12 protein-coding genes are annotated in these 16,236 nt (G+C 44.1%); 9 read left to right on the top strand and 3 right to left on the bottom strand.

The features are described 5' to 3' along the window. The first annotated feature begins 8 nt into the window (after positions 1-8). The 4 genes from M1D52_RS07730 to M1D52_RS07715 all read left to right on the top strand — a co-directional run bounded on the left by M1D52_RS07730 (position 9) and on the right by M1D52_RS07715 (position 6,934). Positions 9-635, top strand: coding sequence for a TlpA family protein disulfide reductase (locus M1D52_RS07730; RefSeq protein WP_130856730.1), 627 nt, complete (start codon positions 9-11; stop codon positions 633-635). A gap of 212 nt (positions 636-847) precedes the next feature. Further along, the gene (locus tag M1D52_RS07725) at positions 848-3,925 is read left to right on the top strand and encodes a SusC/RagA family TonB-linked outer membrane protein (RefSeq protein ID WP_437392093.1); all 3,078 of its coding nucleotides are present in this window, start codon (positions 848-850) and stop codon (positions 3,923-3,925) included. Positions 3,926-3,959: 34 nt separating this feature from the next. After that, positions 3,960-5,468 (top strand): RagB/SusD family nutrient uptake outer membrane protein, encoded by a 1,509-nt coding sequence (locus tag M1D52_RS07720; RefSeq protein ID WP_437392092.1) that lies wholly within the window; start codon positions 3,960-3,962, stop codon positions 5,466-5,468. A gap of 50 nt (positions 5,469-5,518) precedes the next feature. After that, on the top strand, positions 5,519-6,934 hold the full coding sequence (locus M1D52_RS07715) for an arylsulfatase (RefSeq protein ID WP_437392091.1): 1,416 nt from the start codon (positions 5,519-5,521) through the stop codon (positions 6,932-6,934). A gap of 109 nt (positions 6,935-7,043) precedes the next feature. Here the strand turns inward: M1D52_RS07715 and M1D52_RS07710 are convergent, their stop codons facing one another. Further along, on the bottom strand, positions 7,044-7,280 hold the full coding sequence (locus M1D52_RS07710) for a hypothetical protein (protein ID WP_013667978.1): 237 nt from the start codon (positions 7,278-7,280) through the stop codon (positions 7,044-7,046). A gap of 191 nt (positions 7,281-7,471) precedes the next feature. Between M1D52_RS07710 and M1D52_RS07705 the strand changes: the two genes are divergently transcribed. From M1D52_RS07705 to M1D52_RS07695, 3 genes are all read left to right on the top strand, one after another. Further along, the gene (locus M1D52_RS07705) at positions 7,472-8,374 is read left to right on the top strand and encodes a helix-turn-helix domain-containing protein (RefSeq protein ID WP_013667979.1); all 903 of its coding nucleotides are present in this window, start codon (positions 7,472-7,474) and stop codon (positions 8,372-8,374) included. A 64-nt stretch (positions 8,375-8,438) separates the two neighbouring features. Further along, positions 8,439-9,287, top strand: coding sequence for an oxidoreductase (locus M1D52_RS07700; protein ID WP_013667980.1), 849 nt, complete (start codon positions 8,439-8,441; stop codon positions 9,285-9,287). Between the two features lie 361 nt (positions 9,288-9,648). Beyond that, on the top strand, positions 9,649-10,260 hold the full coding sequence (locus tag M1D52_RS07695) for a hypothetical protein (RefSeq protein WP_457941728.1): 612 nt from the start codon (positions 9,649-9,651) through the stop codon (positions 10,258-10,260). Here M1D52_RS07695 and M1D52_RS07690 read toward each other — a convergent pair. Together M1D52_RS07690 and M1D52_RS07685 are read right to left on the bottom strand one after the other, a co-directional pair. Next, a complete protein-coding gene (locus M1D52_RS07690; protein ID WP_437392087.1) occupies positions 10,252-11,772 on the bottom strand; it encodes a GH3 family domain-containing protein in 1,521 nt (506 codons plus the stop codon). The genes M1D52_RS07695 and M1D52_RS07690 overlap by 9 nt on opposite strands. 80 nt (positions 11,773-11,852) lie before the next feature. After that, positions 11,853-12,854, bottom strand: a complete 1,002-nt coding sequence (locus M1D52_RS07685) for an aldo/keto reductase (protein ID WP_149106049.1) — start codon at positions 12,852-12,854, stop codon at positions 11,853-11,855. Positions 12,855-13,107: 253 nt separating this feature from the next. Here M1D52_RS07685 and M1D52_RS07680 point away from each other — a divergent pair, with 253 nt between their 5' ends. Then, positions 13,108-15,459 (top strand): ABC transporter permease, encoded by a 2,352-nt coding sequence (locus tag M1D52_RS07680; RefSeq protein WP_437392085.1) that lies wholly within the window; start codon positions 13,108-13,110, stop codon positions 15,457-15,459. Positions 15,460-15,783: 324 nt separating this feature from the next. After that, a complete protein-coding gene (locus M1D52_RS07675) occupies positions 15,784-16,227 on the top strand; it encodes an SRPBCC family protein (RefSeq protein WP_437392084.1) in 444 nt (147 codons plus the stop codon). Positions 16,228-16,236 lie beyond the last annotated feature (9 nt).

The following is a 16,236-nucleotide window of genomic DNA, read 5'->3' as shown; positions in this document are numbered from 1 at the left end:
AACGAACTATGTTTAATAATAAGGAGATTTCAACGGAAAAATCGTCAGCAAATAAGTTTTGGCAATTTGTCCGAAAAAATGCGTTTTCTATCCTAATGGGAATTATTGCGTTGACCATGCTGATCAGTCCCGGAGCAAAATCGATGGTGCTTCGGCAGCTTATGCTTACCGGATTGTTTAATGCCTCGATAGACCAAAAGAGTTTCGATGCCACAGATCAATCGATTGTTGATTTTGACTTTGAAGACGACAAAGGGCGTATTCAAAACACCTCCTCACTACGAGGCAAAGTGGTATTTATTAATTTTTGGGCTTCCTGGTGCCCGCCATGCAGGGCAGAATTTCCATCGATAGAAAAGCTCTATGCAAATTTCAAAGAGCATCCCGCTATTTTCTTTTTGACGATTAATGAAGATAAAGATTTAGCTACAGCATACACTTATTTAAAGAGAGAAAAGTACTCCATACCCATCTATAGGGCAAAAGGCAATGTTCCGGCCTCTATTTACGCCGGAACGTTGCCTACAACTGTCGTACTGGATAAGAATGGGAAAATAAGATTTCATCATACCGGTTTTGCCAACTATGCATCCGATAAATTCAATAAGCAGCTGGAAGAATTGATTCAGGAATAAGCGTTGAACGAGGGAAGTATGCGGTCTTGATAATATATTACTATGATGCCGACACCAAGTTGGGGTGCGACATATTTTTATTTTTAAATAACTACTAAATCTATATAGTTTGTGTATTATATATTTTATTCTATTTTTGCTACGACTTTTTACAGTCTGGCAGCAGGGAAAAAGACCTGTATTGTTTACTTGAACTTAACCATATCGAAAAAATGATTTTACTTGTTAGAACAAGGCCCAAAAGCCTTATTCCTTTATTCTTGCTGTTCATAGGAAGCTATGTCACACTTCGCGCACAGCAAACCAAACCCCTTATCAACTCAACCCTCAGCGGTAAAGTACAGGACGCCCATACGGGCGAAGCCGTCGCAGGGGCTACCCTTACCCTGGAAGGCACCACGCACCGGGCAACATCCGATGGAAACGGACGATTTAACTTCGTAACCGGCCAAAAATTTCCCTACACGTTAATTGCCAGCTATGTAGGTTATAAGACCGTCAAGCTCGTAGTGAATAGCAGTGACATCATTGTTCAATTAGAGCCTGATTTAAATGAACTCGAAGATGTTGTGGTGGTCGGCTACGGCACCCAAAAGAAAAGCACGCTTACCGGCGCGGTGGCTACCGTAGATTCGAAATTCCTTTCCAACAGACCGATCACTAATTCTACACAGGCCCTTCAGGGAGCTAACGGCGTTTATGTTAATCAGAATAAGGGACGTCCCGGAGCGGAAGGAAACACCATTCGTATACGAGGCGTCGGTACATTGAATAATAACAATCCCTTGGTGCTGGTGGATGGAATTGAATACCCGCTAAGTGAAGTGAACCCGAACGATATCGAAAGCATATCGGTATTGAAAGATGCCGCCTCCGCCGCCATCTACGGTAACCGAGCGGCAAATGGCGTGATCCTCGTAAAAACAAAAACCGGACAAAAAGGCCAGTTCCAAGTAGACTATAACATTTACGTCGGTTCCCAGCGGGCAACCTTTAAACCGGATGTTGTTTCCAACGCCATTCAGTACATGGAAGGTAAAAATCGTGCACTGGCTAACGAAGGAAAACCGGCAGAGTATGGGACGGAACTGTTAGATGAATACCGCAACGGAACTGATCCCTTTATATATCCCAATACGAACTGGTTCGACGTTATGTACAGAAATGCCCCCATCCAAGAACATAATCTCCGATTATCCGGTGGTGGCGAAAAAACCACCTTCTCGCTATCTTTCGGTTATTTGAATCAAGATGGTGTGCTTATCGCAACTGATGCCAAGAAGTATACTTTGAACAGCAATGTACAATCTGATCTCAATTCCTGGTTAAAAATAGGCGCTAATCTGGCCGGTACTTTCTGGAACGATCGCGAGAGCGCCTATACCGCCGACGAAGGCAATGGAGAAGGAGGCATCATGGGGCTCCTATACAGAGGTTTGCCCATGCAAGTTCCCTACGCGCAGGATGGAAGCTATGCCGATCAGTGGGTACGGGTCCCGGGCCATAATTTTTTCCGGAACCCGTTAGCCCTCTCTTATGAAGGTTTTCGCAGAAATCATCGATACCGTACACTAGCCAACGTTTTTGCAGAAGTTAAACTTCCGCTTAATTTAACTTATAAAATTACCGCCGCTGCCAATATCTTTTTCGGCAGAGAGAAATATGCCTATCCGCAGATTTCATTGACCAACCCCAAAACGGGAGTTGTCACCCCGATGGGTAACATTCCGGCGCGCGGCGTGAAACAGATTGCAACGGAAGGCGTAAACCTGACCAACTTCCATACGTTGAATTTTACCCGTCAGTTTGGTGATCACTCCGTCAATGCTTTAGCGGGATTCAGCATGGAGCGTTTTGACGACAGCGATTTTGACGCTTATAACCAAGGTTACCTGGGCAATGAATTGAACGAGCTGGATGCCGGAAGTACTGCACCTGCGGTGGGCGGCACTTCATCGCAATCGCGCCTACAGTCGTATTTCGGGCGGATAAACTATAGTTTTCGCGACAAATATATATTCGAAGCGAATGTGCGCTATGACGGATCGTCCCGCTTTGCCAACGGTAAACGCTGGGGCCTATTTCCATCTTTCTCCGGCGCTTGGAGACTGAACAGAGAAAACTTTTTAGCAGACGCAAGCTGGATCGATAACCTGAAGCTCCGCGCATCTTGGGGCCAACTCGGCAATCAGAACATACCACTCTACAGTTATGTCAACGCCATTAGCTTAGGAAACAATTACAGCTTTAACAACAATGTGGTACCCGGAACCGCCATTATCCAACTTGCCGATCCCTCTATCTCCTGGGAGAAAACCACCATGACCAATATTGGTGTCGATTTTGATATTTTACAAGGAAAATTGGCCTTCCAACTAGATTTGTTCGATAAAACGACCAGTGAAATCCTAAGACAGGTAAATGTTCCTGCACAGGTAGGCAATTTAACGGGTCCTTTCCGTAATATCGGAAAAGTGTCCAACAAAGGTATCGAAGTCTCTTTAGCGTATCAGGACGCTATCGGCGATTTTCGCTATCGAGTGGGTGGAAACCTAGCCTACTTAAAAAATGAAGTATTGGATGTAAAAGGTAACATCTATTACGATGGTGTTACCATCATAAGAAAAGGCGATCCGATAAGTGCCTTTTACGGATTACAGTCGGCCGGTATTTTTCAGAACGAGGCCGAAATTGAACAACATGCCTTTCAGGCCGCCAACACCCGACCCGGTGATATCCGCTATGTCGACCAAAACCAAGACGGTATCGTCGATAATAACGACCGCATAGTGATCGGCAATAGCATTCCTAAATATACCTACGGTTTCACCTTGAGCGGCTCCTACAAAAACGTAGATCTTGATTTATTCTTTCAGGGAGTAGCGGATGTAGACACCTATGCCAACGGCAATCTAGCCTTCCCTTATCGGAACGGGGCAGGCGTAACAAACGAATGGTTGACCGACTCGTGGACGCCCGAAAATCCCGGGGCGCGGCTACCTATCCTTACCACCTCTTCCGGCTACCCGCAAAATTTTCTAACCTCTGATTTCTGGATCAAAGATGCCAGCTACTTGCGACTTAAGAATATTCAACTTGCTTACAGTTTACCCGGCGCTTGGCTGGAACGTCTACATATCCGAAGGTTCAAGGTTTTCGTAAACGCTCAGAACTATTTAACCTTTACGGACTTTAAATTAGGCGATCCAGAGCGGAACCTGACGCGAGCCAATATGATCGATTACCCTAACTATAAATCCATTACCGCAGGGGTAAATTTAACCCTCTAATGTTGTCCTCACCATGAATAGATTTTATATAAGAATGAAAACATTTAGCAAATATTTCATAATAGGAAGCCTACTTTTGTGCTTTGGTAGCTGCTCCTCTTTTCTTGATGTGGAGCCTACCGACCGATATACTGATGATAATTACTGGGAAACCGAAGAGCGCGTGGTTGCCAGCCTGAACGGTGTATACGCATCGTTGCTGCATAATGGTTTATATGGTGGTACAACACCTCTTTATTTTGAAAACCTGTCGCCTAACGCCTACCGCTATCAGGGCGATTACAATTTGGTAGCACAAGGGCAGCACAATGCCAATACGGCGCTATTTTATACCGTTTGGCAGGGAGCTTATCAAGGTATCGGGCGAGCCAATAACCTATTGGCTAATATCGGCAAGGTTGAAATGGATGAAAGCAGGCGTAAACGTTATATTGCTGAGGCGAAATTCCTACGGGCCGTATTTTACTTTCCTTTATGGAATCTTTTCGGAGGGGCGCCGCTTATTTTGGATGCAACCAATGATGCCACCCAATCGAATTTACCCAGAAACACAGCCGAGGAAATTTATACACAGCTATTGCGTGATCTGAATGAAGCCATTCCCGATCTACCCGCAAACTATGGTGCCAACGAAAAAGGAAGGGCTACCAGTGGTGCCGCCCTTGCATTCAAAGCACGCATATTGCTTTACGCGAGGCAGTGGGAAGAGGCAGCCAAGACCGCCAAAGAAGTAATTGACGCCAACAACTATCAACTATTTCCGGACTATCGCGGATTGTTTTACCTGGAAAATGAAGGAAATGAAGAAGTCATATTTGATGTACAGTTTAAGTTTCCTGAATTTACGCACGGATTTGATATCAACTTGGATCAGTATAATAACATCGGGCCCTTACCTAATCTGGTTAATGACTATTACGATCGCGAAGGAAAAAACATCGGTCAGTCAAACCTATATGATCCGGCCAAGCCTTACGAAAATAGAGACCCGCGCTTACAGGCAACGGTAATTGTTAAGGGCAGTTTATTCAAGGGAGCGGTGGTGACCGAGGGACAATATCCGCGAACAGGGTATGGGCAGAAAAAATACACGGTATTTAAAGACGACATACCAGCTGCGACAATTCCGGATGGGCAATCCGAATTAAACTATATCCTGCTACGTTATGCAGATGTCTTGCTGATGTACGCGGAGGCACAAAATGAAGCTTACGGCCCAGATCAATCCGTTTACAATGCCTTACAGCAAATAAGGTCCCGTATAGGGATGCCCGGATTATCCACCAGTTTATCGCAGGACGAATTACGACGAGAAATACGTCATGAACGACGCATTGAATTGGCAGGAGAAGGGCTCTATTATTACGATATAAGACGCTGGGGCATTGCACAAGAAGTTCTTAATGGCGATATTTACAACGACAAGGGGCAACGCATCGATACCAGACGGTTTGATCCGCAACGGGATAATCTTTGGCCTATTCCGGCCATCGCCATACAGGAGAATCCGGCATTGGCACAAAACCCCGGTTATGGAAATTAAGCAATGGCCGCTAACAACCATGGATACATCACAACAACAATTATAATCGAATGAAGAAGTTTTTGCTATTACCCTTACTAATGACACTATGCCTGCTATTTAATGCGAAAGCGCAGGAAAAAAAACCAAATATTATTTTTATTCTAGCGGATGATCTTGGTTATGGAGATGTGGGCTTCAATGGCCAACGGCTGATCAACACACCGAATCTGGACCGACTGGCAAAAGAGGGAATTCGCTTCAATCAGTTTTATGCGGGCACCGCTGTATGTGCGCCTTCCAGATCATCGCTGATGAGCGGGCAACATACCGGTCACACCTTTATCCGTGGCAACCTCGGCGTAGAGCCCGAGGGACAATACCCTATTCCTGATTCGGTAGAGACGATCGCGGAGACGCTGAAAAAGGCGGGTTACCAAACCGGCGCCTTCGGTAAATGGGGCCTCGGCCCGGTCGGTTCCGAAGGCGATCCGAACAAGCAGGGCTTCGACCGCTTTTACGGTTACAACTGCCAGTCGTTAGCGCACCGTTACTATCCCACCCATCTGTGGGACAATAGCGAGAAAGTAGTCTTAACCGAAAATGGCGATCTGGAATACCATAAGCAATATGCACCCGATCTGATACAAAAGCAGGCACTTGGCTTTATCGAGGAGCATAAGGACCGACCCTTTTTCCTTTTTCTTCCCTATATCCTCCCCCATGCCGAGCTCTTGGTACCGGACGATAGCATTTTTCAGTATTACAAAGGTAAATTTGAGGAAAAGCCTTTTAAAGGCTTCGACTATGGCAAGGGTGCGAAATCCGGCGGCTACGCTTCTCAACAGTATCCGCATGCTACCTTTGCAGCAATGGTGGCCCGGTTGGACTTATATGTCGGCCAGATAGAGGAAAAATTACGCAGTTTGGGATTGGATGAAAATACATTGATCGTTTTCACCAGTGATAATGGCCCGCACAAAGAAGGCGGAGCAGATCCTAACTTCTTTCAAAGTTCCGGAGGACTTCGTGGAATAAAACGCGACTTGTATGAAGGCGGAATACGTGTGCCCTTTGTCGCCAAATGGTCAAAGGCAATCCGCGCGGGGCAACAGAGCGAGTTCATTGGCGCATTCTGGGACATTTTCCCTACGTTCGCCGAACTAGGCGGCGCAGCAACTGCCGCATCTACCGATGGTATCTCATTCGTAAATACGCTAAAGGGACAAGGAACACAAAAGCAGCATGAATATCTATACTGGGAATTTCATGAACAAGGCAGTAAACAGGCCGTACGTTACGGCAAATGGAAAGGTGTCCGGTTAAATGTAAAGGCAGATGGTGGCGCACCGATTGAGCTGTACGATCTATCAGTCGACAGAGCCGAGAAGAATAACATCGCTTCCCAACATCCTGAAATTGTTGAAAAGATTGCCGGATTTATGCAAGAAGCGCACGCGGACAATCCCATTTTCCCGTGGGAATAAAAAAATTAAAGGTACCTCCACTCCCTTTGTTCCAATCCTAAAACTTGGTAGAAACTGAAGGAAGTGGAGGTCTTAGCTTACCATTGAATCCTGTCCGGTTACCCTTTAGTCACGGACCATCAGGATGTTCCCTTGCCTTGATAAGCGTTTGCAAACGTGCAATGGCAGGCTTTCGCCATTCAACGGGCATATCCCCTTCAATATAGTCGAAGTTTTCGTCAATGTAAAGCACCTTTCCATCACAGGTGATTCTATAATAGTTAAAAGACTGGTTCTCCATCAAATCAAAATCAAAACGTCTTTCTTCAAGTGGTGTAATCGCTACCGGTATTTCTTCGTATTCCATTTCCTACATTTTTTACAACATCCGTAAAAACCCGATCCTTAAAAGAACAACTTCATGGATCTGGTAAATTATGTAATTAACAAAACCTCAGAAAGATAGTTGCGACTGTTTTTATTTTGTAAATAAGTGAGAAAACAGCGCGCGCAATAAAGTTGAAATCAAGAAATACGATAAAATCTGTATTTTTGTATATGCCAGCTATCCAAAGTCTAGAAGCATTTTATGCCCGCAAATTCGACAAAAACCCTTCGCTATCCGCGAATGGTGTGGAAGCTTTTAACGTTTTCCGCTTAACGGACAGTAGAAATAGCAGTACAGCGGCCTCGCCCTATGCTCGGTACGACTTTTACAAGATTATGCTTATTCGCGGACAACACCGCTGTCATTATGCCGATAAAAGCATCGCCTTTGCCGGTAGCACGCTCCTTTTTTTCAACCCGGCTGTCCCCTATCGCTTTGAGCGTTTAGATAAACAGTCCACCGGATTCTTTTGCGTTTTTAAAGAATCATTTTACACGGAAAGTTTTCGAAAGGGAATCCACGATTTGCCAATGTTCACACCTGGCGGAAAACCCGTATATGCTTTAAACGAAACGCGGGAATTAGAAGTAGCTACCCTATTTGAGAAAATGCTGAACGAGATGCATTCGGATTATCGCTTTAAGTACGACCTGCTGCGTAATTATGTATCCGAACTGCTTCATTGCGCTATGAAAATGGAACCGCATGAACAGCTATACCACCATCCGGACACCAATGCGAGAATCACTTCCATATTTATGGCTTTACTGGAACGCCAGTTTCCGATCGATTTACCCGGTCAGCCCATTCAAATGCGATCGCCAAGTGATTTCGCTGACAAGCTAGGCGTACACGTAAACCATCTCAACCGTGCGGTTCGACTAACAACCGGAAAAACAACCACCGCTCACATCGCCGAGCGCATGGCAGCCGAAGCCACGGCATTATTGAAACATACCAACTGGAATATCTCCGAGATCAGTTATAGCCTCGGTTTCGCCCATCCCTCCTATTTTACCTCTTTCTTTAAGAAACAAACTAAAGTCACACCTACTTCCATCCGACTTGTTTGAATTTCAATAGCATCCGTTTGATTTACCCAAACAGCTTCGCTTGTGTCCGTTATACCTTTGCCATATGAATACAAACAATATGGAAAATAAGAAAGTATGGTTTATTACAGGGGCCTCCAAAGGCCTCGGACTCGCTTTAGCGAAACAATTATTACAGATTGGCCACCAAGTGGTTGCAACTTCCCGAAACAGCACAAGCTTGATTAATGCGATAAATTTTAAAGGCGAAGCCTTTCTTCCACTTCAGGTAGATCTGAGCAGTGATCAAGATGTAGCTGCAGCCATCCGGCAGGCTCATCAAACCTTCGGCCAAATAGACGTAGTTGTGAATAATGCCGGCTATGGTATTGGCGGTAGTATCGAAGAATTAACGAACAAGGAAACGCGTGACAGTTTTGATATTAATGTATTCGGAACGATTAATGTTATTCGTCATGCACTGCCCATCCTACGCGCACAAGCTTCAGGGCATATCATTAATATTTCCTCTATTGCAGGTATTGCACCGGCTATTGGCTGGTCGGTTTATGGCGCAGCAAAACATGCCATAATCGGTTTAAGTGAAGTATTGGCCGACGAAGTTAAAGAGCTGGGCATCAAGGTAACGGTTATTGCACCGGGAGCCTTCCGTACCAATTTCCTGCAAACGGATTCGCTTGTGTTGTCAGAAAGAAAAATCGATGCTTACGCTAACATCAGAGCTTCACATGAACGCTATACCCAGATGAACGGTCATCAGGCCGGCGATCCTGAAAAGGCGGCAAAGGCGATGATCGAGCTCGCTGAAATGCCCGAACCGCCTGTATACTTACTGCTGGGCAGCGACGCTTATGCACGTGCCTTTAGTAAGCTAGAGCTCCTAGCCTCCAGCTATAAACAATGGGAAGCTCTGACCAAATCGACTGATTATTAAGTTTACAACGAGCTGGCGATAAGCTATAAGCGTTAGGCACTCATAGCTTATCGCTCATAGCTCCTGCCTGTCGGCAGGCAGGCATCATTTCTCTCGGCTATTAGCAATCAGCGGCGCTAGTACTACTGCAACTGCCACTATTCATCACTCCGAATTCATAATTCTTCGCTTAAAACCTCGTCACATCGACTTATTATCCACCGTCCACTTCAATCACCGTTAGCTCCGCGAAACATTTCGGAAAGCCGCTGGTTAATAAAGTAGCCGACGGCGTTTTTTGTTATGAACCGCGACGAAGCATTCGCGCTTCGAATACAAATCAATAATCGCGATTATGTGTGCATTTATCAATATTATACTTATGACCCACCTTTTACAGCTGAACAGTAACACCGCCTCCTTTGCCGACTTCAAGAAAAATAAAGAGATTCCAAAAATTATTGAAGCAAATGTACTGAAAGCCCTTTCCTATTATCCGGAACTACAGAACACCCACATTCGCTTCGAATTTAAGCAACACATCAAAAAATCGGTTATGCAAGCCCAACCGGCGGCCTTATCATTGCTCCGGAAAAAAGAAAACAGAATCTACAAAATAAATATCAGCGCTCTGTTTCGGCTCACCCATACCGCTATCCCGATCCATCAACTCCCCGATAGTATTATGATTGGATGGATTGGCCATGAACTTGGGCATATTATGGATTATGAATCAAGAAGTACCTGGAGCATAATTGGTTTTGGGATTTCCTACCTGCTTTCAAAAAAGTTCATTCAGCGCGCGGAATTTACCGCTGATACCTTTGCGGTAACCCATGGTTTGGGCGCCTATATCATAGAAACAAAACGCTTTATTCTCGAACATGCGGATATACCGCAAGCTTATAAAGATCGAATTGCCCGATTATACACCTCGCCCGATGAAATTGTAGAACAAGTTAAAGCATTAGAGGAAGAGCGGGAGCTACCCTAAAGCATTCAAAAACTTCTCTAAGGCCAAAAACTCGTTATCTTTCATCACCCTTGGTATCTTCACCTGTCCACCGAGCTTCTTGGTTTGTGCACTCCACTCATAAAAATGGTTAATAGGAACCAGTTTTACCTCTACCGATTTTAGCGCCTTGTTTCTTGCCACATCGTAGTTCTTATTCAAAGCACGTAATTGATTGTCCAGGTAATCGGCTACTTTCGTGGCATCAGCCGATAGGTTAGTTGTTCCCAGAATCCATCGATTTTTGTAATCGCCATCATTCACCAAAGCTGCAACCGTGAATTCTTCAATCGTGGTATTAAATTCCCTTTCCACCAAACGCATCGCTTCATTCATTTGGTAAACGGATAATTGCTCACCCACCACATTTAAATAATGCTTGGTACGCCCACTTATCTTAATCTCCATTCTCTCTTTGTTGGTCACCATCACGGTGTCGCCAATCATATAGCGCCAAGCGCCCGCTACGGTCGAAATAAGGAGCACATAATTCACGTTCTCTTCTACCTCCGCAATACTTAGCACCTGCGCCTGCGGTTTAATCGTCCCGTCTTTTTCCATATTCGCCTCAGTGAAGGGCACAAACTCAAAGAATACGCCATTATCCGTAATCAAAGCCATGTCGGCGTCCGGACGTTTTTGCGTAGCCAGGTAGCCTTCGGAGGCCAAATAAGTATCAATATAGACGAGTGGTTTCGCAACTAGTTTCTCGAAGCTCTTCCGATAGGGTTCAAAGGCCACGCCACCGGAAGTATATACTGCCAAATTCGGCCATACATCATGAATGGTATTCAATTTATTAAAAGAAATGATTTCCTTTAACATCAGTTCCGTCCATGACGGGATACCCGTAATGCTACCAATATCCCACTCGGGCGCCCGCTCTGCTATCTGTCTTATTTTCTGTTCCCAGTTATCCAGCGAAGCAATTTCGCTTCCGGGCTTATAGAACTTTCTAAACCAAAAAGGAATATTTGCCGCACTGATCCCGCTGATTTCCCCCTCCAGGTGATCATCCTTTTGAATCAGGTTAGTACTGCTACCGAGCATCAATATTTGCTTTTCAAAAAATGTGGGTGGGAGGTCAAAGTTCTTTAAGCTTGTTATTTGTTGGATGCCCGCTCTACGGATCGCTTCCAGCATATCCTCGGTTACAGGTATGTATTTACTGTTGCTTGTTGTTCCGCTGCTTATAGCAAAGTACGACTGTCCACCCGGCCAGGTAACATTTTGATGTCCCGCCAGTAGGTAATGCCACCATTCAGTATACAACTTATCATAATCAAAAATCGGTACTGCCTGTTGGAATGCCGGCACCAAGGATTCCTGTGCTAAAATCTTTTGAAAATCATATTGTTTTCCGAAAGCGGTAAGCTGGGCTTTTTCCAAAAGTTTTCCCAATACCCGATTTTGTTCTTTCACTGGGTCGGCTTCCGTACCAATCGCATCCGAAAGATGAATTGCCTGCTTAATGATTTTACCTATGATGGCCATAGAAATTTGATCAATCAGTTACGCCACTACCGTGGCAACATTATTTTTGTTAGTTCCCGATTAAAACTCATCGGTGATGGCTATACCGGTACCTGCGCCTGCTCGTACAACAAACCTTCCGCTTTTAGTTCTTGCCAAAAAGCGGTAGGAACCGGTGTTTCCAACGCCTTCGCATTTGATATTACCTGTTCAGGTTTGCTGGCGCCCGGGATGATGGATACAAACTCGTCCGCAGCCAGCACAAAATGGAGAGCGGCCGTGATGATGTCAATCCCATGGCGCCTGGCAATCGCATCAATGCGATCCCTCTTTTCTCGAAAACCTTTTGGAATAACTTCTTTATAATTATAACGATCGCGTCCAGCTATAAATCCGGAATTATAGCCCGCGCCCGATACCAGTTGTACCCCGGCCTTTCTTACGGCAGGTAAAAGGCGGTCAACGGCGTCTTCATGTGCCAGAATAGAATACTGCGTGGCTGATAAGCAGATATCCGGATCGGCCCGCTCGATGCAATCAAGAATGGGCTCTATCTGATTAACGCCCATACCCCAAGCATTAATAATGCCCTGATCCCGATAATCGCTTAACACCTTGAAGGCACCCTCTGTCGCCTGTTTCAGGAAATAAGGATATCGATCGCCCACCTGATCTTCTGATAAATCATGCACGAAAACGATGTCAATCCGATCTAATCCTGTGCGTTTCAAACTATCGTCCAGCGATCGCTTCACTGCGTCCGCAGTATAGTTATGTTCAAAATCATAGGGTAAAGGATCTTGCCACATGGTAGGTGGAACTTGCTTTTCAGGGACCTCGCGGAAAAGCCGACCTACTTTAGTAGAAAAAACGAAATCTTCCCGTACTTTATCCCCTAAGAACGTTCCGAAAGCCCGCTCACTTTTAGTGAGCCCATACCAAGGCGAAGTATCGTAATAACGTATACCTACGTCCCAAGCCTTTGCTAAAACTTCCTGCGCTTGATCATGGCTTATTTTTTCAAACGCTGTACCGATAGCGACACCACCTAGCCCTAGTTTTTCTTTCAGGTGAAAAGCACCTTCCTTAATCCATGTTTTCATAATGTTTATTCCGTTTTACATTCCCCCTTTTATTTACCATTTAAAAACCTAATTGTTTTTCTCGAGTCTCACTTAATTGCTGGCGGGAAAATCCTACCCACCACTTAACTACCGTCCTATTAACAAAACCGAACAACAAGTGTTCATATTCGTACAGCGTTTCAGCATAAAATGGGCCTTGAATCGCCTTACAATCGTTTATATAAAATGGCTTCCTATTTGAGCTGATTTTAGCAATCCAATTTATTACGATATGTTCAGACATTATTTTCGGATAGCGATACGATCCATAGCTCGTTATAAATCTTATGCTGCCATTAACATTTTCGGTCTGGCCTTAGGGCTTGCCTCTTGCATATTAATCTTTCTCATTGTTCGGAATGAGCTTAGCTATGATCAATATCATAAACAAGCAGCCAGAACTTACCGGGTTACGTCGTTGGGTTTGGATTATAATCCAAGTGTTTCATTTGCCGTTGCGCCCGCCCTCAGAAATGATTTTCCTGAGCTGGAACACGTTTCACAATACTATTATTGGCGGGAAAGTATGATCGAGATCAATCACGAACGTTTTATCCTAAAAGACGTTGCCGCTGCCGATAATGAATTTGCCAAGATATTTGATTTAGTTTGGTTGGCAGGTGATCCCAATTCAGCCTTGGAAGCACCGAATACGATTGTACTTACCGAGAGCACCGCAAAACAATATTTCGGAGATCAGAACCCTATCGGGCAGACCATCCGTATGGATAACGATTGGGAATTGAAGGTAACCGGTCTTATTAAAGACCTACCCGGTAATACCCATTTAACCTTTAAATCGTTGGTCTCTTGGGCAACATTCCATGATGAAACGAGCAATTTTTGGTCTATACAAGGAGGATACCTATACGTTACTTTACCTGAAAAACTATCCGCCGCCACTGTTGAACAAAGGCTTCCGGCCTTTATTAAAAAAAATTGGCGCGAAGCCGTTGAAAAAGAAAAAGCTACGCTATTGTTACAACCATTAACCGATATACATTACGATCAACGATATCTCAACCAGACCAGTATGCCGCGGTCTAAAAAAAGCATATACGGTTTAGCAGCAGTTGGTTTATTCATTTTAGTAATCGCCTGCATTAATTTTGTAAATATGGCTACCGCTTTTGCTTTAAAACGCTCCAAAGATGTGGGCATCCGAAAAGTAATTGGTGCCAGGCCCATTCAGATTATTAAAAGTGCGCTCTCAGAAATAGTCATTCAAGTGATCATTGCATTAGGACTGGCAATAGGTTGTCTATTGTTATTTATCCCTTATACAGAAGGATTCTTTGGTACCCGTATCAACGCCAATCAGCTTTTACACCTAGATGTTCTTATTGGCCTTTTTATTATTTCACTATTCGCGATTTTGATCTCCGGCTTATACCCCGCTTTGATTCAGTCGCGTTTCAATCAATTGCAGATTTTAAAGTCGTCTTTCTCAACAGCCGGTAAAGGAACTACCGTCTTGAAAAGAGGACTGATCGGTATTCAGTTTTTGGTAACTCAATTGCTCATTATAAGCACCTTTATTGTAGCCAAACAGATGGATTTCTTTCTTAATAAAGACATTGGTTTTGATAAAGAATCCATTATCACTTTTGATATGGGAAAAAATCCCGAAGGATTGCGTCAGCTACTTTCAAACCAACCCGGTGTTAAAGACTTTAGTTTTGCTTCCGTTGCGCCGGCTTACAACAATAATTATATGCCTTTTTCTGCGCCGAATTTGGGCATGCAAGAAGTAGATGTAACCGAAATGAAGGTGGTAGATGAAAATTATTTTTCCATGTTTGGACTAAAAATGTTGGCTGGATTACCTATTACCAAGAGCGTTATGCCGCAGGACAGTATTTTGAGAATTGTCGTCAATAAAACCCTTGTAAACCGATTAGGAATACAAAATTATAATGATGCGTTGGGACAGCAGATAACAGTAGGCGATCGTCGGGCAGAAATTCAGGGCGTGGTGGCCGATTTTCAAAGCGAATCCAAGCACAAAAAAATCAGGGCTTGCTTTCTTTATTACAATCCTGAAAGATTTCAGCAAGCAAGTGTGAAGCTTCAATCGAACCACATCAAACAGACCATCGCGTCCATCAACAAAGAATGGTCAGTGCTCAATCCCGAATCTTTATTCAATTATGAATTCATTGATAATAAGCTTGCAAGATTATATGAACGCGAGCAAACACTCTATAATACCTTTAAAGTGTTTACGTTTATTGCCATTCTTATCAGCTGCGTAGGGCTGCTCGGATTGGTGTCATTAATGGCCGTTCAACGTGTAAAAGAGATTGGTGTCCGCAAAGTGTTGGGTGCGTCAGTAAACAATATTGTGCTGCTCTTCTTAAAAGACTTTGTCATATTGATCGGCATCTCCTTCGTAATAGCCGTACCCATTGCCTGGTACGCTATGCACAGTTGGCTGCAAGAATTTGCCTATCAGATTAAAATAAGCCCTTTACATTTTATGGTCGGCTTGCTGGTTACGCTCTTTATTGCCGGGACTACTGTTTTTATCCGTAGCTTCATCGCCGCTACCGGCAATCCAATTAAGGCAATAAAAGAGGAGTAAGGTTAGTTAATAGGTTTTAGAAATTAGCTTTCAGCAGTCAGCTTTAGGCAGTGCCGGCCCTATCATCAAATTGGCTAATCGGCTCATTGGCTAATTATGGATTTCGGATATCGGCAGTCAGCTTTGGTTAGCCTGCCTGTATGTGGGCACTACTGCTATTACGACAATTCTAGAACTCAACCACTGAGCTACTCAACAACTCCGGCACCTGCAATAAGTCGCAATCCCCCTCACAATTTGACGTTTATACCCTAATATCTCTTTCAATTTTTCGATAGTTTTGTTATTAATAAAATGGGTCTGAAATAAAATAAAAATAAACTTATGAGAACATTAGAATTCACAAAAGAAATTAAAGCACCCGCCCAAAAAGTTTGGGATGTACTTTGGAACGACGACACCTATTCAAAGTGGACAAATGCTTTTAATCCAAATGGCGGTTCCCGCATGCAAAGCGATTGGCAGGTAGGTGGTAGAACACTTTTCCTGGACAACAATGGCAACGGCATGGTAAGTACCATTAAAAGTAAAAACGAACCCTACGACGTCGTATTCGAGCACCTTGGAGAAATAATGGATGGTAAAGAAGACACCACCAGCGAGCAGGTTAAAAGCTGGGCAGGCTCATTAGAAGAATATCACCTTTCTGAAACCAACGGCATCACTACACTGAAAGCGTCCGTACAAGTGGGAGAAGAATGGGTGGATATGATGAGCAAAGGGTTTACCGAAGGACTGGAAACTGTTAGAACATTCTCGGAACAATAGTTTCCCTTC

The organism is Olivibacter sp. SA151, from assembly GCF_054130995.1.
Note: the sequence above shows the minus strand (reverse complement) of the source record. Positions and strands in the feature narration are given on the sequence as shown.